At 73.3% G+C, this 20,156-nt stretch carries 16 protein-coding genes; 9 read left to right on the forward strand and 7 right to left on the reverse strand.

From position 1 onward, the window contains the following. Nucleotides 1-7 precede the first annotated feature (7 nt). Nucleotides 8-1,210, forward strand: coding sequence for a membrane dipeptidase (locus AB0D28_RS06555; protein ID WP_357382927.1), 1,203 nt, complete (start codon nt 8-10; stop codon nt 1,208-1,210). Between the two features lie 87 nt (nt 1,211-1,297). Then, nucleotides 1,298-2,053, forward strand: a complete 756-nt coding sequence (locus AB0D28_RS06560) for a GntR family transcriptional regulator (protein ID WP_357382929.1) — start codon at nt 1,298-1,300, stop codon at nt 2,051-2,053. A gap of 77 nt (nt 2,054-2,130) precedes the next feature. On the opposite strand, the gene AB0D28_RS06565 is transcribed toward AB0D28_RS06560, so the two are convergent. Continuing rightward, nucleotides 2,131-3,498, reverse strand: a complete 1,368-nt coding sequence (locus AB0D28_RS06565) for a PHB depolymerase family esterase (protein WP_357382931.1) — start codon at nt 3,496-3,498, stop codon at nt 2,131-2,133. A 238-nt stretch (nt 3,499-3,736) separates the two neighbouring features. Here AB0D28_RS06565 and AB0D28_RS06570 point away from each other — a divergent pair, with 238 nt between their 5' ends. After that, nucleotides 3,737-4,708: a PaaX family transcriptional regulator C-terminal domain-containing protein gene (locus AB0D28_RS06570; RefSeq protein WP_357382933.1), complete on the forward strand. Its 972-nt coding sequence runs from the start codon at nt 3,737-3,739 to the stop codon at nt 4,706-4,708. A 9-nt stretch (nt 4,709-4,717) separates the two neighbouring features. On the opposite strand, the gene AB0D28_RS06575 is transcribed toward AB0D28_RS06570, so the two are convergent. Further along, nucleotides 4,718-5,392 carry a 4'-phosphopantetheinyl transferase superfamily protein gene (locus AB0D28_RS06575; RefSeq protein WP_357382935.1) on the reverse strand — a complete coding sequence of 225 codons (675 nt, stop codon included), beginning with the start codon at nt 5,390-5,392 and terminating at the stop codon, nt 4,718-4,720. A gap of 109 nt (nt 5,393-5,501) precedes the next feature. Here AB0D28_RS06575 and AB0D28_RS06580 point away from each other — a divergent pair, with 109 nt between their 5' ends. After that, nucleotides 5,502-5,981, forward strand: a complete 480-nt coding sequence (locus AB0D28_RS06580) for a hypothetical protein (protein WP_357382937.1) — start codon at nt 5,502-5,504, stop codon at nt 5,979-5,981. Nucleotides 5,982-6,011: 30 nt separating this feature from the next. Here AB0D28_RS06580 and AB0D28_RS06585 read toward each other — a convergent pair whose 3' ends face one another. Continuing rightward, nucleotides 6,012-7,592, reverse strand: coding sequence for a ricin-type beta-trefoil lectin domain protein (locus tag AB0D28_RS06585; protein WP_357382939.1), 1,581 nt, complete (start codon nt 7,590-7,592; stop codon nt 6,012-6,014). Between the two features lie 503 nt (nt 7,593-8,095). Here AB0D28_RS06585 and AB0D28_RS06590 point away from each other — a divergent pair. The 4 genes from AB0D28_RS06590 to AB0D28_RS06605 all read left to right on the forward strand — a co-directional run bounded on the left by AB0D28_RS06590 (nt 8,096) and on the right by AB0D28_RS06605 (nt 14,540). Then, on the forward strand, nt 8,096-9,097 hold the full coding sequence (locus tag AB0D28_RS06590) for a glycoside hydrolase family 11 protein (protein ID WP_357382941.1): 1,002 nt from the start codon (nt 8,096-8,098) through the stop codon (nt 9,095-9,097). A gap of 134 nt (nt 9,098-9,231) precedes the next feature. Continuing rightward, nucleotides 9,232-9,660, forward strand: coding sequence for a Fur family transcriptional regulator (locus AB0D28_RS06595; RefSeq protein WP_302907400.1), 429 nt, complete (start codon nt 9,232-9,234; stop codon nt 9,658-9,660). A 22-nt stretch (nt 9,661-9,682) separates the two neighbouring features. Continuing rightward, a complete protein-coding gene (gene katG / locus AB0D28_RS06600) occupies nt 9,683-11,959 on the forward strand; it encodes a catalase/peroxidase HPI (protein WP_357382944.1) in 2,277 nt (758 codons plus the stop codon). Between the two features lie 364 nt (nt 11,960-12,323). Continuing rightward, on the forward strand, nt 12,324-14,540 hold the full coding sequence (locus AB0D28_RS06605; protein ID WP_357382946.1) for a carbohydrate-binding module family 20 domain-containing protein: 2,217 nt from the start codon (nt 12,324-12,326) through the stop codon (nt 14,538-14,540). A 20-nt stretch (nt 14,541-14,560) separates the two neighbouring features. Here the strand turns inward: AB0D28_RS06605 and AB0D28_RS06610 are convergent, their stop codons facing one another. The 4 genes from AB0D28_RS06610 to AB0D28_RS06625 all read right to left on the reverse strand — a co-directional run bounded on the left by AB0D28_RS06610 (nt 14,561) and on the right by AB0D28_RS06625 (nt 17,369). Beyond that, nucleotides 14,561-15,736, reverse strand: a complete 1,176-nt coding sequence (locus AB0D28_RS06610) for an MFS transporter (RefSeq protein ID WP_357382948.1) — start codon at nt 15,734-15,736, stop codon at nt 14,561-14,563. Nucleotides 15,737-15,815: 79 nt separating this feature from the next. Then, nucleotides 15,816-16,265 carry a hypothetical protein gene (locus AB0D28_RS06615; protein WP_357383222.1) on the reverse strand — a complete coding sequence of 150 codons (450 nt, stop codon included), beginning with the start codon at nt 16,263-16,265 and terminating at the stop codon, nt 15,816-15,818. 58 nt (nt 16,266-16,323) lie between these two features. Next, the gene (locus tag AB0D28_RS06620; protein ID WP_357382950.1) at nt 16,324-16,512 is read right to left on the reverse strand and encodes a ribonuclease; all 189 of its coding nucleotides are present in this window, start codon (nt 16,510-16,512) and stop codon (nt 16,324-16,326) included. A gap of 44 nt (nt 16,513-16,556) precedes the next feature. Beyond that, a complete protein-coding gene (locus AB0D28_RS06625; RefSeq protein ID WP_357382952.1) occupies nt 16,557-17,369 on the reverse strand; it encodes a hypothetical protein in 813 nt (270 codons plus the stop codon). A 111-nt stretch (nt 17,370-17,480) separates the two neighbouring features. Between AB0D28_RS06625 and AB0D28_RS06630 the strand changes: the two genes are divergently transcribed. Next, nucleotides 17,481-20,141 carry a cation-transporting P-type ATPase gene (locus AB0D28_RS06630; protein WP_357382954.1) on the forward strand — a complete coding sequence of 887 codons (2,661 nt, stop codon included), beginning with the start codon at nt 17,481-17,483 and terminating at the stop codon, nt 20,139-20,141. The last annotated feature ends 15 nt before the right edge of the window (nt 20,142-20,156 follow it).

A 20,156-nucleotide genomic window follows, 5' to 3' on the forward strand; every position in this document is an offset into this window, starting at 1 on the left:
AAGCGTCTTGCTGCAAGAACCCGCACCCCGGTACAAGGGCCACAGGTCGTACTCGTACCTGGAGCCGCACTCGGACTACCGGGTGTTCACGTTGGCCGAGGAGATCGGCCGGGTGCCGGAGCACGACCTCGGCCTGACCGACGTCCAGCGGGCGCGGGTGACGCGGCTGCTCACCGAGCACGCCGCCATCTCGCTGCACGAGCATCCGGTTGTCCTGCCGGCCGACGTCAGTGAGCTGCGGGCCTACAACCGCACGGCCCGCCAGCGCACCGGATACGAAGGGCTGGCGCGCTCCGGCCTGACCGCCGTCTTCGACAACTTCATGGCCGGCGCCTCCTGTGTGACGAGCGAGAACGGCTGGAAGTGGAACGACCTCGTCTACGCCCTCGGGATGCGGATGAGTGACCTCTACAAGCAGGACCACGTCTTCCTGGCCACGTCCCTGGACGACATCCACGCCGCGAAGCGGGACGGCCGGCTGGCCCTGGTCGCGGGCCTGGAGTGCAGCAGCCCGATCGAGAACGAGCTGGACCGGATCGACATCCTCTACGGCTTCGGCGTACGCCAGCTCGGCATCGCGTACAGCCAGGCGAACATGCTCGGTGGGGGCCTGTCGGAGAAGCACGACGGTGGGTTGACGCACTTCGGCCGGCGGGCGGTGGACCGGATGAACAAGCTCGGCATCGCCATCGACATCTCGCACTCCGGCGACCAGACCTGCCTGGATGTGATCGAGGCCAGCCGGGTGCCGGTGTTCATCACCCACGCCGGTGCCCGCTCGGTCTGGAACACCTCGCGGATGAAGCCGGACGAGGTGATCCGGGCCTGTGCCGAGCGGGGTGGCGTGATCGGCATCGAGGCCGCCCCGCACACCACTCTCTCCGAGGCGCACCAGCGCCACTCGATCGAGTCGGTGATGGACCACTTCACCTACTGCGTGGACCTGGTCGGCATCGACCATGTCACGTTCGGCCCGGACACCATGTTCGGCGACCACGTGGGCGTGCACGACACCTACGCCGGCAACTACGCCCACGACGCCGGCAACCGTCCGCAGCACCCCCGGGTGGAGTACGTGTCCGGACTGGAGAATCCGGGTGAGGCGTTCGGGAACATCGTGGGCTGGCTGGTGGCGCACGACTACTCCGACGACGAGATCGCCAAGGTGATCGGCGGCAACACCATCCGGGTGCTGGAGCAGGTCTGGTGAGGCCGCCCCGGTGATCGGCTGAGCGCACGCGGACGAACTACACTCCGTACGCCGACGCGGCGGCGGGCAGTGATGAGGTGAGGGCGGATGGCTCGGCGGGAGACCGCGCTACAGGCAGCGCACGGCCGGCTTCGGCAGTTGATCGGCAGCGAGTTCCGGTCGGGGGAGAAGCTGCCCAACGAGCGGGACCTGGCCGAGCGTCTGGAGGTCAGTCGCGCGACCGTACGCGAGGTGCTGGGGCAACTCGTCGCCGAGGGGGTGGTGACCCGGACCTGGGGGATCGGCACCTTCGTGCACGACGACGCCGAACGGGTGCCGGTGTCCATCGGGGACGTCACCGCGCTTCGGGACCGGATCACCGCCTCGGGCCACCGTCCGACGCTTCAGGACGCGGGGGTCAGCCGGGCGAAGTGCCCGACCGACTGCGCCCGCGTGCTCGGGCTGGAACCGGACTCGCCGGTGTGGCGGGTCGACCGGCTCTTCGCCGTGGACGGGGTACCGGCGGCCTGGATCCGTGACCACCTGCCGCTGCGCTTCGACGGCCGCGACCTCGACCCGTCCGGGTTGCTCAGCATCGACCTGGACCTGTTCGAGTTTCTGGCCAGCGCGACCGGCATGCCGGTGCGGCGGGCGGAGATCGAACTCTCCGCGGTGCTCGCCGACGAGGAGGCCACCGAGCGGCTCGGCGTGGCGATCGGACACCCGCTGGTCACCGCGACCCAGGTCGGTTACGGGACGGGCGGCGCACCGCTGTTCCACGGCCACATCACTGTACGCACCGACGTGTTGACCCTGCGGATCAGTCGCGGCGGGGAGCCGGAACCGGCGCCACCGGCCGAGTAGATGACGGCCCCGCGACCTCTCGGGTCGCGGGGCCGTCCCCGGCGCCGTGGGAAGAACGCCGGAGTGTGGAGCGCCGGTCAGGCGAGCGTGCAGGGCGCGCCGTTGAGGCTGAACGAGCCGGGCCGGCCGGTGTTGCCGGTGTGCGTGGCCTGGAACCCGATGCTGGTCGAGCCGCGAGCCGGGATGACCGCGTTGTACCCGACGTTGCGCGCGGTCACCTGACCCGAGGAGGGGGAGTAGGACGCGTTCCAGCCCGAGGTGATGGTCTGGCCGCCGGGCAGCGTGAACGTCAGCGACCAGCCGTTCACCGTGGTCGAGCCGGTGTTGGTGATGGTGATGTTCTCGGTCAGCCCGTTGTTCCAGGCGTTCAGCTCGATGCTCACCGAGCAGGCGCCGGTGCCGGGCGGGGGCGTGGTCGGACCCGGCGGCGGGGTGGTCGGGCCCGGCGGGGGAGTGGTCGGTCCGGGCGGGGGCGTGGTGGGGCCGGGCGGCGGCGTGGTCGGGCCGGGCGTGGTGGTCAGGCCGAAGAACGCCACGGCGGCAGCGGCCATGCCGGCGGACGGCAGGCTGTGCCCGGCGCCCTGGATGCTGTACGCCTCGACCTGGACCGTGCCGGTGCTGTCCGCGTAGCGGCGCCGGTTCCAGCCGGACTGCGGTGTGTCGGTGGACGTGGGCGTCTGGCTGAGCCCGAACACGTTCGTCCACTGCTCGATCGTCTCCTGGAGCAGCGAGTACGGCACCAGCGTGTCGTTGGTGCCGTGCCACAACTGCACCCGGGGACGGGGCCCGGTGTAGCCGGGGTACGCCTGGCGGACCGCGTCACCCCACTGCTGCGGGGTGCGGTTCATGTTCCCGCCGGTGCACTGGCTGGAGCCGGGGGGATAGTCGGCGGCGCCGGCGAAGCAGTTGAACGGCACGCCCATGAACGCCGCGCCGGCCTTGAAGACGTCCGGGTAGAGCGCCAGCATGTGGTTGGTCATCATGCCGCCGGACGAGCTTCCGGTGGCGTAGACCCGGTCCGGGTCCGCGCCGTACTGCTGCTGGACGTAGCGGATCATCGAGATGATCGACACCGGGTCGCTGCCGCCGCCGCGGCGCTTGGCCGCGTCGGACCAGGTGTCGAAGCAGTTGCCGAAGCCGGCCTGCTGGGTGGCGCTGGGGTAGATGACGATGAACCCGTACCGGTCGGCCAGGCCGGCGAACTCGCTGCCGGAGTAGAAGCCGGGGCCGGATCCGCCGCAGCCGTGCATGGCCACCACTGTGGCCGGCCGGGTCGGGCGGTTGTCCGGCACGTAGACGTGCATGCGCATCCGGCCGGGGTTGTCGCCGAAGCTGGTCACCTCGGCCAGCGACGCCGCGTACGCGGGTTGGACGGTGGGGAGCACCAGGCCGGCCGCCGCCAGCGACGCGGCCAGGGCCACCACCATCTTGGCTCTGATTCTCACGGAATCTCCTTCGATCGCCCTGTGCGGGCGGTGACGGGCGGGTACGCGCCGCGTCGGCGGCCCGGACCGCCGCGGTTGCCGCGTCTCGCCCACTGACGTGTCTCGCCCGGCCCGGCTCCGTCGTGTGGCACATAGTGTTCCCGCCGGACGCTGAAGTGTCAATCGATGCACTCCGATGAGCTGCGGCGGCGTTCGTCTACAGTCGGTGCACCGTCCCTGAGCCGAGCCCGGAGCGCGCGTGGCAGACCCGTTCGACATCGAGGAGATCTACCCGGACGAGGGGCCCGCGGCGCGGCTGCCCCGGCGGCAGGCGGGCACGTCGCCGCAGAGCGTCGCGGTGACCCTGCTCGCCGACTACACGCTGCGAACCCGGGCCGCCCTGCCGTCCGCGGCGATCGTCGCCCTGCTCGGCGAGGCCGGCGTGACGAGCGCCGGCGCCCGTACCGCGATCAGCCGGCTGGCCCGCCGCGGTGTCCTGGAGGGCAGCCGGCAGGGCCGCAACAGCTTCTACCGGCTCAGCCGCTCCGCCGCCGAGTACCTGTCCGCCGGCGGGAACTGGATCATCGCCTCCACGACCGACGTGCAGGCGTGGGACGGCTGCTGGACCATCGTCGCCTTCTCGCTGCCGCAGGACCACGGCGCGCAGCGCCGGGCGCTGCGCGGCCAGTTGCGCTGGCTCGGTTTCGCGCCGCTCTACGACGGGCTGTGGATCTCGCCGTACGAGCTCGCCGCGCCCGCGCGGGCCCGGCTCGCCCAGCTCGCCCTCGGCGCGGTCACCGTGTTCCGGGGTCGGCAGGACGCGCTGGACACGATCGGCCAGCGTGCCCCAGTCGACGCCTGGGACGTCGACGCGATAAGCGGACGGTACGAGGCGTTCCTGCGCCGGTGGAGCCCGCTGGTGTCACGTCTGGCCACAGTCGACGGCGCCACCGCCGTGCGGGCGCGGACCGAGGTGATGGACACGTACCGGCGGTTTCCCACCCTCGACCCGCGGCTGCCGCTGGAACTGCTCCCGGCCGGGTGGCCGCGCCGGGCGGCCCGGGACGTGTTCGTGGCCGTCTACGACGGCCTGGCCGAGCCCGCCGAGACCCACGTCCGCGCGGTCGTCGCGCGGTTCGCCGACCCGGTGCCGCCCGGCATCCGGGCGCACACCACCACCGACATGCTCGCCGGTGTCGGCGAGGACGGGTGCGGCGCCACCGCGGGCTGACCGCGACCGTCACCCGCCGGCGCCGCAGTGGCGCTCGACGGCGTACGGCCCGTCGCCGGCCAGCGCCACAGCCACCGCGACCCCGGCGGGCGCGGGCAGGTCGGCGAGCCGGTGCGGGCCGGCCGGCTCGACGCACTCGACCACGTCGCCCCGGTGCACCGGCATGCCGAGATTGGGCCACAGCCGGCCCCCGGCCGCCTTGACGGCCGCCTCCTTGCGGGCCCACAGCCGGGTGAACCGCAGCGCCCGGTCGGCGTGGTCGGCCCCGGCGGCGACGTGCCGTGCCTCCTGCGGATGGAAGAGACGCAGGGACGCGGACACCGGATCCCCGCCCGGCGCGACGTGCTGGATGTCCACCCCCACCGGCCGGCCCTCGCTCAACGCGACCGCCACGAGATCGCCGGAGTACGACAGGCTCGTGTGCAGGCCGTCCCACGGCCCGGTCAGCGCCGGTTTGCCGTACCGGCCCGGCCGCCAGGCCAGCGTCGCCGGTGCCGCGCCGGTGGCCCGCCCGGCCAGGAGACGCAGCGCGCCGTGCGCGACGGTGAACCGGTGCCGCAGCGCCTCGGTGTCCAGCCGCGCGGCCCGGCGCCGCTCGTCCGCGTCGAGCACCGCCCGGTAGCGGGCCAGCTCGTCCGCCGGCACCGCGACGGCGACGATCCAGACCCGGACGACGTCCCGCATGGACGGCAGCGTAACCGCGCCCGTCACGCCGGCACCGCGCCCGCGCGCCCGGTGCCACGGGCCGTCAGGCGAAGATCGACGGTTGGCGGGGCCGTGCCAGAATCTGGCCGTGTCCTACCTCCCCTCGCAGCCGTACCCGCCGATGCCCGGCGGCGTCAGCCCGCTGATCGCCTACCCGCACCCGATCGCCCCGCCGCCCGGCTGCGGCGTGCTCGTCGTCTCGGTGAACCGCGGGCCGTACATGATCCCCGCGCCGGTGACCAGCCGCTTCAAGATCGACCGGCAGCTGGTCGCGATTCCCGGCGAGGGGACGTGGCACGTGGCGGTCCCGGCCGGGTCGCACGACGTCCGGTACACCGACTTCATGGGTGTCCCGCTCATCACCACGGCGCTCGCGGTCCAGCCGGGGGCGGCGCACCACCTCTCGTTCCGCTTCGGCGGGTGGCGCAACCGGGTCTACGACGGGTACGGCACCGACGTCACCCGGTTCGGCCTGTGGTCCAACTACAGCTTCCTGCTGGTCACGCTGGCCGTCGTCGGCCTGGTCTGCTGCGGGGTGTTCGGGGTTTTCCTGGCCACGACCCCCTGATCCGGTCCGGCTGGCGGCCCGGCCGCACCGCTAGCGCAGCGACCAGGTCTGCTTCACGTTGAACACGCAGGTCCAGGCGTTCAGCGGGGCGCCCGCGGCGTGCCCGTCGACGTCCAGGCAGCGGTCGGTCGCCCGGTTGAACAGCGAACGCCGCCCCTGACTCTCGATCCACTCCCACTTCTGGGCCGGGTTGCCGCTGCACCACGCGGTCTGCACCGGCACGCCGTCGCGCTTCTCGCCCCAGGCCACGTCCAGGCAGAGGCCGCCGTCGACCCGGACGCTGCCGTCGGACGCGAACGTCCACCACTGCAGGCGCTCCTCCCGGCACTGCCGCAGCACGACGCGTACGCCGTCTCCGCTGCCGCCGCTGGCGCACAGGCCGGTCTCCTTGCCGACGAGTTGCTTCGCCCCGGCCGGGCGGGCCGGTGCGGCCGGCTTCTCCGGCTCGTCCGGACGGCCCGCCGCCGGTGACGGCGTGGAGGGGCGCGTGGACGGGGACGACGACGGCTTCGGCGTACGCGTGCCAGGAGTGGGCGTGGCGGAGCCCGGCGTCGTGCCGCGCAGCCGGCCGTCGAGGGCGTAGAAGTCGGTGAACTCCCGGACCGTGCGCAGGAACGCCTGCGTGCCGGCGTCGAAGTCGCCACCGGTGTGGCGCACGGCGTCGGTCCCGTTGCGGTACGCCGCCAGCGCCAGCAGGTCCGGGTCGCCGTCGAGCGCGGCCAGTTCCCGGCGCAGCGCGCAGAGCGTGGCGCCGGCCGCCGGCACGGCCGCCTGCGGATCCCACGGCGAGGCGCCGGCCGGCCCGTGGGCACGCCACACGTCGGGCCGGAACTGGGCGATGCCCTTGCGGCCGTCGTCGCCGAGCAGGTTCGGGTCGAAGCCGGAGGAGGCCATCAGCTGGGCGGCGACCGCGGCCGGCGGCACCTGCGGGCACACCGAGCCGGCCCGCACCACCAGGCGGACGTACGCGGCGGGGACCGCCTTCGGCTGCCGCCGATCGCCCTCGCCCGCCGGACCGGACTCGGTGAAGCCGGCCAGCCGGCCGTAGTGCGCGGCGTACCGGGTCGCCTCGTCGACGTACCCGGTCGCCGCCGCCGGCACCCCGGCGGCGGACCGGACCTCGTCGAAGCCGGTGTGGAAGGCGGCCAGCGACAGCCGCCACGGGTCGCCGGGCACGGCCGCCGCGCGCAGCTGCCCGGTCAGGTCGCACATGTGGTGCGCCAGCGCGAGGACGTTGGCGCCGGCGTCCGTGCGCTGCGCGTCCGGCCACGGTGCCCAGGCCCGCCACCGCTCGTCGTCCAGTCCGGCCAGGCCCCGCCCGCCGGACGCGGTCCGCTCGGCCCGTCCGTCCAGACCCGACTCGGCCATCAACTGGCCGGCCAGCCGCGCCGGGGTCAGCACGGGGCAGGACCGGCTCGCGGCCCGGATGGCGGTGAGCTGCTCGGCGGTGACGGTCCGGCCGGCCGGCGCGTCGTCGCGGGCGGTGGCGACGTTCCAGCCGAGGGCGGCGACCACCAGGCTCAGCGCCGCCAGGCCGGCGGCTCCGGCGGCGACGACGCCGCGCGGGATCCGGCGCGGCCGGGAGCGCGGGCCGGGGGCATCGGGGGTCACAGGCGGTCCTTCCGGTGATGGCGTACGCCGGACGGGTGTGCGACGTCCTCGGTTCACCCGGCCGGAATCGGTCCGGCTCCGATCCGGCCGCCATTGAACCGACCGGCCGGCGGGGCCGTCAATGTGGACACTCCGACGGGGCGGCCCGGGTGCGGCGACGGTGATCCGGAACGGATCCGAAAGTTTCGGAAACCGACACCGGTTCGCCCCCGGTTGGCGGCCCGCTGCCCCCTCCGTAGGCGCTGATCGGACGCCCTTTCCGGCTGCCGTAACGCCCGTTCAGGGCCCGGGCTGCGGTTACCACAACATTTCCGGAACTTGTTGACAGGATGAACCAGGGCTCCAATACTGTGGCCATCGGCGTATCTCGATTGACGTCGATGTCCCACCACCGCCGTGGCGCGGCTGTCGCCCCGGTCCCGCCGTCCGCGGGCGGGCGAGCGCACGCGGCTCGCGCCACCCGGCTGGCCGCCCGCCAGCCGTCACAGGGAGGAAACCCGTCCATGAAAGACGCCCCCGTCCGTACGGGCATCCGCAGGCGCGGACGCCTCAGGATGGTCCTCGGCGGCGCCTGCGCCGTGGCGCTGATCGCCGCCGGGGCGACGGCGGTCACGTCGGGTCCGGCCTACGCCGACACCACCGTCACGTCGAACTCGACAGGCACCAACAACGGCTACTTCTATTCCTTCTGGAAAGACAGTGGCAACGTCTCCATGACCATGGGCAACGGCGGTCAGTACAGCACCCAGTGGAGCAATATCAACAACTTCGTCGCCGGCAAGGGCTGGAACCCGGGCTCGCGCCGCACGGTCAGCTACTCCGGCAGCTTCAACCCGTCCGGCAACGCGTACCTGACGCTCTACGGGTGGACGCGCAACCCGCTGGTCGAGTACTACATCGTCGACAGCTGGGGTAGCTGGCGCCCGCCGGGCAGCGGCTACATGGGCTCGGTGTCCTCCGACGGCGGCACGTACGACATCTACCGGACCCAGCGGGTCAACGCCCCGTCGATCGAGGGCACCCGGACGTTCTACCAGTACTGGAGCGTCCGGCAGTCGAAGCGCGTGGGCGGCACCATCACCGCCGGCAACCACTTCGACGCCTGGTCCCGCTACGGCATGAACCTCGGTACGCACGACTACCAGATCCTGGCCACCGAGGGCTACCAGAGCAGCGGCAACTCCAACATCACGATCGGCGGGACCAGCGGTGGCAACCCGACCACCCCGCCGCCGAACAACGGTGGCTGCACGGTCAGCGTCAGCCGGGCCGAGGAGTGGGGCGACCGGTTCAACGTGACCTTCTCGGTCAGCGGCACCAGCAACTGGGTGGTCAACATCCAGACCCAGGGTGGCCAGAGCCTGCAGAACAGCTGGAACGCGTCGGTCAGCGGCACCAGCGGCACGCTCACCGCGCGCCCGAACGGCAACGGCAACAACTTCGGCATCACGCTCTACAAGAACGGCAACAGCAACACGCCGACGGCGAGCTGCTCCGCCGCCTGAACCTTCTTCCGGGGAGGGGGTGCCGCGCCTGGCGCGGCACCCCCGTTTCGCGTGCCCGAAGCGCGGTCATGTGACAGCCGACACACCTCGGCAAAAACTTGATTCATTCCAAAAGACCGGACTAAGGTCGTCGTATGACGGCCGACTTCGAGACGCAGCTCCGGGCGGTCTCGTTGCGGGTGACCCGGCCCCGCCTGGCGGTGCTGGCCGCGCTGCGTGACCACCCGCACGTCGACACCGACACCGTGATCGCACTGGTCCGCGCCGAGCAGCCCACCGTCTCCCACCAGGCGGTTTACGATGTGCTGCGGGCACTCACCGATGCCGGGCTGATCCGGCGCATCCAGCCGGCCGGCGCCACGGCGCGCTACGAATCGCGGGTGGGAGACAACCACCACCACGTCGTGTGCCGTTCCTGCGGCGCCATCGCCGACGTCGAGTGCGCCGTCGGCCGCGCCCCCTGTCTCACCGCCTCCGACGACCACGGCTTCGTGGTGGACGAGGCGGAGGTCGTCTACTGGGGCACCTGCCCCGGCTGCGCGGCCGACCGCACCGCCCAGTGATCCGCAGTTCGGAAGGAAGCAGATGAGCGACACCCAGGACAACCGGCCCGTCAGCCCGCAGGGCGTGGACGCCAAGGAGGCGGCCGGCTGCCCGGTCGCGCACGACTCCGTGACCGCGCACGGCAGCGAGAGCGAGAACCCGGCGATCGACTCGCCGACCCCGAAGACCGGCGGTCGTCCGCGTAGCAACCGCGACTGGTGGCCCAACCAGCTCGACCTGTCGGTGCTGCACGCCCACGCGGACAAGGGCAACCCGCTGGGGCCGGAGTTCAGCTACGCCAGGGAGTTCGCCAAGCTCGACGTCGAGGCGCTCAAGCGGGACATCACCGAGGTGCTCACCACCTCGCAGGACTGGTGGCCGGCCGACTTCGGCCACTACGGCGGCCTGATGATCCGGATGAGCTGGCACGCCGCCGGCACCTACCGGATCGAGGACGGCCGCGGTGGCGCCGGCGACGGCGGGCAGCGGTTCGCTCCGCTGAACAGCTGGCCGGACAACGCCAACCTGGACAAGGCCCGCCGCCTGCTCTGGCCGGTCAAGCAGAAGTACGGCCAGAAGATCTCCTGGGCCGACCTGCTGGTGCTCGCCGGCAACGTGTCGCTAGAGGCGATGGGCTTCAAGACCTTCGGCTTCGGCTTCGGCCGTGAGGACGTCTGGGAGCCGGAGGAGATCTTCTGGGGCCCCGAGGACGCCTGGCTGGGCGACGAGCGCTACTCCTCCGAGAAGGAGATGGTGGCCGGCGTCGGCGCGACCGAGATGGGTCTGATCTACGTCAACCCCGAGGGCCCGCGCGGCAACGCCGACCCGCTGGCGGCGGCGCACTTCATCCGCGAGACGTTCCGCCGGATGGCGATGAACGACGAGGAGACCGTCGCGCTGATCGCCGGTGGCCACACCTTCGGCAAGACCCACGGCGCCGGCCCCGCCGACCGGCACGTCGGCCCCGAGCCGGAGGCCGCGCCGCTGGAGGCCCAGGGCCTCGGCTGGCTGAGCACGTACGGCGAGGGCAAGGGCGGCGACACGATCACCAGCGGTCTCGAGGTGACCTGGACCGACCGCCCGACCGAGTGGAGCAACCGGTTCTTCGAGATCCTCTTCGGCTACGAGTGGGAGCTGACCACCAGCCCCGGCGGCGCGAAGCAGTGGGTCGCCAAGGACGCCGAGGCGATCATCCCGGACGCCCACGACCCGTCCAAGAAGCACAAGCCGACCATGCTGACGACTGACCTGTCGCTGCGCGTCGACCCGGCGTACGAGAAGATCTCCCGCCGCTTCCTGGAGAACCCGGACGAGTTCGCGCTGGCGTTCGCCAAGGCCTGGTACAAGCTGCTGCACCGTGACATGGGCCCGGTCAGCCGTTTCCTCGGCCCGTGGGTGCCGGAGGCCCAGCTCTGGCAGGACCCGGTGCCGGCTGTCGAGCACGAGCTGGTGAACGACGCCGACGTCGCCGCGCTCAAGGCAAAGGTGCTGGAGTCCGGCCTCACCACCGCCCAGCTGGTCTCCACCGCCTGGGCGTCGGCCGCCAGCTACCGCTCCACCGACAAGCGCGGTGGCGCCAACGGCGCGCGGATCCGGCTCGAGCCGCAGCGCAACTGGGAGGTCAACCAGCCCGAGCAGCTCGCCACCGTGCTGTCCACCCTGGAGGGCATCCAGCAGGAGTTCAACGCCGCCGGTGGCGCCCGGATCTCGCTCGCGGACCTGATCGTGCTGGCCGGTTCGGCCGCTGTCGAGCAGGCGGCGCGCGACGCCGGTGTCGAGGTGACGGTGCCGTTCCACCCGGGCCGCACCGACGCCACGCAGGAGCAGACCGACGTCGAGTCGTTCCGGGTGATGGAGCCGCGCGCCGACGGGTTCCGCAACTACCTGCGGCCGGGCGAGAAGACCCAGCCGGAGGTGCTGCTCATCGACCGCGCGTACATGCTGAACCTGACCGCGCCGGAGATGACCGTCCTGGTCGGCGGCCTGCGCGCGCTCGGCAACAACGTCGGTGGCGCCGCGCACGGCGTGCTCACCGACCGGCCCGGAGTGCTCACGAACGACTTCTTCGTCAACCTGCTGTCCCCGGGCACCCGGTGGAAGGCCGCGGAGTCCGAGGAGCACGTGTACGAGATCCGGGACCTGGCGACCGACCAGGTGAAGTGGACCGCCACCGCTGTCGACCTCATCTTCGGCTCCAACTCGCAGCTGCGGGCGCTCGCCGAGGTCTACGCCAGCGACGACGCGCGGGAGAAGTTCGTCCGCGACTTCGTCGCCGCCTGGACGAAGGTCATGGAGCTGGACCGCTTCGACCTGGCCTGATCCGCCACATCTGAGCGAGCCCCGGCCCGTCGCGCCGCGACGGGCCGGGGCTCGTCCGTGTCCGGCGGGGTGTCGGGCGCCCCGCAAACGCTGGAAAATCTGTTCGGAAGTTGCGGTCGTCCCGCGAAGTGAGCCAACCCCTCCCGCGCATCGGGAAGCTCCTCCGATGTCCGGCCGCGCTGTCCAGCGTGGATCGCCGCTGGTGAACGTAAATCCGGCCCCATTCGTGTTGCCTGCTGGTTTCGAAAGCTTTGCCGCAAGCTCTTGCAAAGACTTTCATGGATGGCGCATGGTGTTCGCTACCCGGGACGGCCGCCCCACCCCCCGCTCACCCTTTCGACCCCACGGAAGAGGTCCCCCGACCATGCCATCCGCCAGGCCACACCCCCGTGGCCGCGCCGGTCGCCTGCTGCTCGCCGCCGCGCTCGTCGCGGCCGGCGGCACTGTCGCCGTCGCCGCTGCCACCACCACCCCGACCCCCGCCCGCGCAGCCGTCGTCCTCAACGACAGCGAGGTGACCGCCAACCTCTGGGAATGGAACTGGACCTCGGTCGCCGCCGCCTGCACCGACCACCTCGGACCGGCCGGCTACGGCGCGGTGCAGGTGGCGCCGCCGCAGGAGTCGGTGAAGCTGCCGGCCAGCGCCGACGGCGCGTACCCCTGGTACGAGGTGTACCAGCCGGTGTCGTACAAGCTGGACAGCCGGTTCGGCAACCGCCAGCAGTTCGCCGCCATGGTCACCGCGTGCCACAACGCGGGTGTCCGCGTCTACGTCGACGCGGTGGTCAACCACATGGCCGGCACCAACAACCCGGCCGGTACGCGCGGCTACGCCGGCACCGAGTTCTCCGGCTACAGCTACCCGGCCGTGCCGTACGGCGCCGGCGACTTCCACCGCCCCGGTGACAACTGCCCGACCGGCGGCGCGATCAGCGACTGGAACAACGAGGCCCAGGTCACGAGCTGCGAGTTGCTGTCGCTGTCCGACCTGTACACCGAGAAGGAAGCGGTCCGCAACAAGATCGCCGGCTACCTCAACGACCTGATCGGGCTCGGCGTCGACGGCTTCCGGGTCGACGCGGTCAAGCACATCCGCAAGGACGACTTCGCGGCCATCCTCGGCAAGCTGAACAACACGGCCGCCGAGGGCCGGCGTCCGTACGTCGCGCAGGAGATCTTCGACGGGGCGAGCAACCCGGCGTTGCAGGCCCGCGCGTACATCGGCAACGGCGACGTGCTCGACTTCGCGTACGCCAAGGGCATCCGCTCGGCGTTCCAGGGCTCCGTCTCGGCGCTGGCGAACGTGCCGAGCTGGAACCTCGACGCGCCCGGCGCGAACGTCTTCGCCATGGTCACCAACCATGACCTGGAGCGCGACGGCGTGGTGCTGTCGTACAAGAACGGCACCGACTACGTGCTGGCCAACTACTTCGCGCTTGCCTATCCGCACGGCAAGCCGTCGGTCTACGACAGCTTCACCTGGTCCAACCGCAACCAGTCCCCGCCGCACGACGGCACCGGACGGGTCACCGACACGGTCTGCGGCACCGCCTGGACCTGCCTGAGCCGCAGCACCGGCGTCAAGGGCATGGTGGGCTGGGCCAACACCGCCCGCCAGGTGAAGACCGTCTCGGACTTCACCACTGTGAGCAGCAACGTGATCGGCTTCCACCGGGGCGACCGGGCGTGGATCGGCATCAACGACTCCGGCTCCGCCACCACCGCCACCTTCGTCACCGAGCTCGCCGACGGCCGGTACTGCGACGTCATCTCCGGCGTCGCCACCGGCAGCGGCTGCACCGGCTCCACGGTGACCGTCTCCGGCGGCCGGGCGACGGTGACGATCCCGGCCAACGACGCGGTCGCGATCCACGTGAACGCCCGGCCGGGCGCGAACCCGTCCCCGACGGCCTCCCCGACCACTTCTCCGACCGCGTCGCCGACGGCCTCGCCGACCGCGTCCCCCACGGTCAGCCCGAGTGACCGGATCGCCACCACGTTCACCGTCACCGCGAACCTGGCCGCCGGCCAGGACGTGTACGTCGTCGGCGGCATCCCCGAGCTGGGCTCGTGGACGCCCGCGCGCGGCGTCAAGCTCACCGCGCAGGGCGGCGGCACCTACCGCGCCACCGTCGACCTGCCCCGGTCCACCGCGCTGGAGTACAAGTTCGTCAAGCTGACCGCCTCCGGTGCCGCCACCTGGGAGTCCGGCGCGAACCGGACGCTCACCACGCCGGCCGGCGGCACGGCCGCGGTGAGCGAGACGTTCCGCGGCGACACCGTCAGCACGGCTGTCGCCACCACGTTCGCCGTCACCGCGACCACCGTCTACGGGCAGAACGTGTTCGTGGTCGGCAACATCCCGGCGCTCGGCGGCTGGAACCCGGCCAGCGCGGTCGCGCTCTCGTCGGCCGCCTACCCCGTGTGGCGGGCCACCGTCGACCTGCCCGCCAACACCGCGGTCGAGTACAAGTACGTCAAGAAGAACCCGGACGGCACGGTGACCTGGGAGTCCGGCGCGAACCGGACGCTCACCACGCCGGCCGGCGGCACCCGGGCCGTCAGCGACACCTGGCGCTGACGATCGTGCGGCCCGTCCCCTCACCCCTGGGGGACGGGCCGCATCCGCGCGGTCAGGCGGCCGCGAACGACCAGCGCCGCGGCCAGGCACACCACTGCGGCGAGCACCAGTGGCGGCCGGCCGCCGACGGCGACCGCCGCCGACCCGAGCGGGATGGCGAGTGTGATCGGGCCGAACATCGCCGTGTTCGCGCTTGCGGCGACCCGCCCGAGCATCGCCTGCGGCGTGTACGTCTGCACGGCGGTGACCGCCGCGACGAGCGTCCACGGCAGACCGACGCCGATCACCACCGAGGCGGTGAGCGTGCCCGGCCACCACGGCAGGCAGCGTCCCAGGCAGCCGGCGGCGAACAGGACGGCGCCGGCGACCCCGACCGTGATCTCGCCGTGGCGGCGGACGAGCCGGCCGACGACCAGCCCGGCGAGCAGCGAGCCCCCGCCCTGCGCGCTCGCCAGCGCGCCGAGAAAGGTCGCCGGCAGCGCCAGGTCCGTCACCACCACGTCGTACAGCGCCGCGGTGGTGAAACCGGACATCGCGATGGACACCGCCGCGAGCGCCACCGGCACGCGTACCGCCCGCCGGGCCAGGAGCGCGGCGAGCCCGTCCCGCACTCCCACCGGGCGCGCGGGCGGGGGAACGGGTGCCGTCCGCGTCAGGCGTAACGCGCCGTACAGGGCGGCCACGAGCACCGGTACGACGGCGGCGAGCACCGCGACGACGTGCCCGCCCTGCCACGCGTACAGACCCGCCCCGGCCAGCGGCGCCACCAGCTTCATGCCCTCCTGCGCGCTCGACCGCCAGCCGTTGACGTCGGCCAGCCGGGCCGGCGGGAGCGCGGCGGGCAGCAGCGCGGTCTCGCCGGCGTCGACGAGCACGTAGCCGACGCCGTAGGCGAGCGAGACGGCGTAGATCAGCCACGCCTGGCCGGGCCCGCGGACCGCCAGCAGGCTCAGCAGCGCGGCGGCCAGCGCGAGGTCGACGCCGATCACCAGGGGGCGCCGGGGCGCCCGGTCGAGCAGGCCGCCGAGCCACGGTCCGGCCAGTGTCGGGGCGTAGACGCAGAGACCGGCCAGGGCGGCGAGCCCGGTGGAACCGGTGAGGTCCAGGATCCAGATGCCGGAGACCAGCGCCATGGCGCTGCCGCCGAGGCCGGACAGCAGTGAGACGGCCACGAACAGGACGGCGTTGCGACGCATGGATCCCCCGAAAGGTTGAGTCCGATGGACTCACATCCTTCCGAGTTGAGCCATGACGAGGCAATGTGTCGATCGCATGTCAACGAAAGGTTGACAGTGCGGTGGTGATGCGCCGGGCCGCGTCGCGTGCCGGGCCGGGCAGCCGCTGCCCGGCGCCGGCCAGGTCGTCGGCGAGGTGTGCGGCCAGCGTGTGCAGTGGCCCGGCGGCGGCGTCGAGCGCGAGCGCGCAGGTGCGGCGGGTCAGTGCCGCGCGGGGGAAGCGGCCGTCCCACGCACGGTCCGCGTCGATCCAGCGGTGCAGGTCGGTGACGCCTGCCCGGAGCGCGGGCAGATCGGGGGAGCCGGCCGGGTCGAGCCGGCTCAGCCGGGCACGGCGGGCCGCCACGAGGCGTTGCCGGCGCTGCTCGGCGGCCTGCCGGCTGGCCAGGCCCAGCGCCTGCGCGATCTCGGCCCAGGTGGCGCCGTCGTGGCGGGCCCGGTCGATCAGGTCCAGCTCGCGGTCGTCCAGCGCGACCCGGGCCGCGGCCATCTCGGACAGGCTCCCCAGGGGCACCCGTCAACGCTACATTGACATCCGGGTCGGGGTGTCAGTCCTCCGGGACGCCCGGGCCGACCTCGCCGCGTGCCAGGTGCTCGGCGTTGCGGTCGGCCTCGCTCTCGGCGTTCTCCGCCCCGGCGCCCGGATCCCGGGTGCGCCGCCCCTCCGCGTCCTGGAACACCTGCCCGCGCTCGAGCGCGCCCTCCTGCTGCCGCTGGGACTGCTCCGGATCCGTCATGCCCGTCAGGTGCCCCGGCCGTCGCGCGGCAAACCGGCACGTGCTCAGCGCGGCGGTGAGACGTACAGGCCCGTCTTGCAGCCGGTCTCGCCCGGTTCCAGCCAGATCCGGTCGTACCCGGGAGAGTCGATCTTCCCGGCGGGCGTGCGGACGAGCAGCAGGCAGTCCCGTTCGGCCGGTACGCCGACGGCGGCGACGAGCGCGCCCTCGTGCACAGTCGTGTCGACCGTGATCCACTCCTGCGGGAAGGCCGCCCGCACCGCTGCGGCGAGCGTGGCGGGGGTGGCGTCGCGCAGCACCGCTGTCAGCCGCTTCCGCCCGTCCTCGGGCAGGCGCGGCACCGGCGCGGCAGTGGGCGGCGGGGGAGCAGCGCCGCTCGGGCAGCCGATCTCGTGGTACGTCGTGTAGCGGTAGAGCTGGAACTCGTAGCGGTAGCAGCGGACGGCCTCACCGGCGGTGTTGCTCGCGCCGCCGATCGACACCGCCGGCTGCTCGGGCACCGTCACCACGAACCGCACGTCGACGGTGGCCCGCTCGTCCCCGGCGGTGCGGCCGGACCAGGCCAGCGCCTCCCGCCGGACTGCCGCACCGCCGCCCGACGTGGCGTCCTCCGTCTCCTGGACGATCTCGGCCGCCGCGATCGACCCCGCGTCGCGCACCCGGTTACGGTGGCCCAACTCCGTGTTGAGCTGCTTCGCCTCCACCGCCGCGGCGTCGCGCGCCAGTGTGTCGCCGCTCTGCTCCCCGATCGCCTTCCCGCAGCCGACCGACGCGAGCAGAAGCACCGCGAGCGCGCCGCGGACCCACCGGTGACCCGAGTGAGGTCTCGGCCCGGTGGCGCTGAGTGTCCGGCTCACCGCGCAGACATTACCGACGAGCCGGGCGCCGCGCTGCCCCGTACCGCGCAGGGCCGTTGGTCCCGGGCCCGGCGGGCCCTCGGGCCTGCTAACCGGGGACAATCGCGCGGCATGCTGGTAATGCCCGGCGCGGGCGGCGACGACATGGAGGACGATGTGGTGATCAACGGCGGGCCCGCTACAGCGACGACGCCCACCGAGATCTCTCCGGCCCCCGCGACCGGGCTCGGCTCCGCCGAGGCGGCCGCCCGGCTGCGCGCCGACGGGCCGAACACCGTGGCCGCCCCGCGCAAGCGCGGCCTCGCCGGCCGGGTCCTCCGCCAGCTCACCGACCCGCTGGTGGCGCTCCTGCTGGCCGCCGCAGTGGTGACCACGCTGCTGCGCGACTACCCGGACACCGCGGTGATCGTCCTGGTCGTCCTGATCAACACGGCGATCGGCGTGGTGCAGGAGGTACGCGCCGACCGGGCGGTCGCGGCGCTGGACCGGCTCGCCGCGCCGACCGCGCGCGTCGTACGCGACGGCCGCGACCTCGTGCTGCCCGCCGCCGACCTGGTCCGCGGCGACCTGGTCCGGCTGGAGGCGGGCGACGTGGTGCCCGCCGACCTGGGCCTCACCGACGCGGTACGCCTCAGCCTGGACGAGTCGGCGCTGACCGGCGAGTCGGTGCCGGTGGCCCGGGTCGCGGGGGAGGAGGCGAGCGCGGGCACCGTGGTCACCACCGGCCGTGCCACCGGAACCGTGGTACGTACCGGCGCGGCGAGCGCACTGGGCCGGATCAGCGCCCTGGTCGCGGCGACCCGGCCGGCGCCCACCCCGCTGCAACGACGCCTCTCCTCGCTCGGCCGGGTGCTCGGCCTGACCGCCGTGCTGCTCTCCGGGCTGGTCTTCGCCATCGGCGTGCTCGACGGGCGGCCGGTCACGCAGATGGCGGTCACCGCGGTCAGCCTCGTGGTGGCGGCCGTACCGGAATCGCTGCCCGCCGTCGTCACGCTCGCGCTCGCCCTGGGCGCGCGCCGGATGGCCGGCAGCCGGGCCATCCCCCGCCGCCTGCACGCGGTGGAGACCCTCGGCTCGGTCACGGTGATCGCCTCCGACAAGACCGGCACGCTCACCGAAGGCCGGATGGCGGTGCAGTACGCGGTCGTCCCCGGCCGCGACCGCTACGCCGTCACCGGCACCGGCTACGCGCCCGACGGCGAGGTGCACCACCGGGGCGAACCGGTGAGTGCCCCCGACGAGCTGCGCGCCCTCGCCCGCGCCGGGCTGCTCTGCAACGACGCCACGGTGAGCGCGCCCACCGACGAACGGCCGGAGTGGACCGCCATCGGTGACCCGCTGGAGGCGGCGCTCGTCACGTTCGGCGCCCGGTGCGGTCTGGACCCGGACACCACCCGCGACGCCTGGCCCCGGGTCGCGGAGGCCCCGTTCGACCAGGACCTGCGCCGGATGACCACAGTGCACCGCCGTAGCGACGGGCGCTACCTGATGGTCTGCAAGGGCGCACCGGAGAACCTGCTGGCCGCGCCGCTGGTGGACGCCGACGCCGGGGAACTGGCCGAGCTGACCGACGCCGCGCACCGGCTCGCCGCCGAAGGGCTGCGCGTGCTCGCGGTCGCCTCGGCGGTGGCCGACACCCTGCCGGACCCGGCCCGGCCGACCGGCCTGCGCCCGCTGGGCCTGGTCGCGGTCGGCGACCCGCTGCGCGCGGCGGCGCCCGGCATCGCCGCGGGTTTCGAGGAGGCCGGCATCCGGCTGGTCCTCATCACCGGCGACCACCCGGCGACCGCCGCCGCCATCGGCGGGCGGCTCGGGCTCTGGCGCGACGGCGACCCGCTCGCCAACGGCGACGACGGCGACCCGGGCCGCGCCCACCCCGAGACCCGGGTGTACGCGCGGACCCAGCCGGAGCAGAAGCTCGACATCATCGCCGGTCTCCAGACCCAGGGCCACGTGGTGGCGATGACAGGTGACGGCGTCAACGACGCCCCGGCGCTGCGCCGCGCCGACATCGGAGTGGCCATGGGCGGCGGCACCGAGGTGGCCCGGCAGGCATCCGACCTGGTGCTCGTCGACGACGACCTGACCACCGTGGCGACCGCCATCGGCGAGGGCCGCCGGATCTACGACAACATCCGCCGGTTCCTGCGCTACGCGCTCGCCGGTGGCGTGGCCGAGATCGCGGTGATGCTCCTCGGTCCGCTGTTCGGCCTGCCGGTGCCGCTGCTGCCGGCGCAGATCCTCTGGATCAACCTGCTCACCCACGGCGTTCCCGGGGTGGCGCTCGGCGCGGAACCGGCCGAGCCGGGCACGCTGCGCCGGCCACCCCGCTCCCCGCAGGAGTCGGTCCTCGGCGGCGGCCTGGGCCGGGACGTGCTGCTCACCGGCGCGCTGATCGCCGCGGCGACGCTCGGCGCCGGTGTGTGGGCCGCCGCGGCGGACCGGCCGTGGCAGTCGGTGGTGTTCGTGGTGCTCGGCCTGGCCCAGCTCGGCGTCGCGCTGGCGGTCCGCGCGACCCGCACCCCGGGCACGCGCGAACGCAACCTCGCGCTGCCGGTGGCCGTCGCGATCTCCGCTGTGCTCCAGGTGGCGGGCGTGCTGCTGCCGCCGCTGCGCGAGCTGCTCGGCACGTCCCCGCTGAGCGCGCTCGACCTGCTCGCCTGCGCCGCGATCGGTGTGCTGCCCGGCCTGGTGCTGCGTCTGACCCGCCGCTTTCGCGGGACCAACGACCCCCACGCCGGGACCGCGGGCCCTGCCCGGCCGGCCGCCTGACGGGCAGGCTGAGGA

Origin of the sequence: Micromonospora sp. NPDC048169, assembly GCF_040652815.1 — a bacterium.
Taxonomy (GTDB): Bacteria; Actinomycetota; Actinomycetes; order Mycobacteriales; family Micromonosporaceae; genus Micromonospora.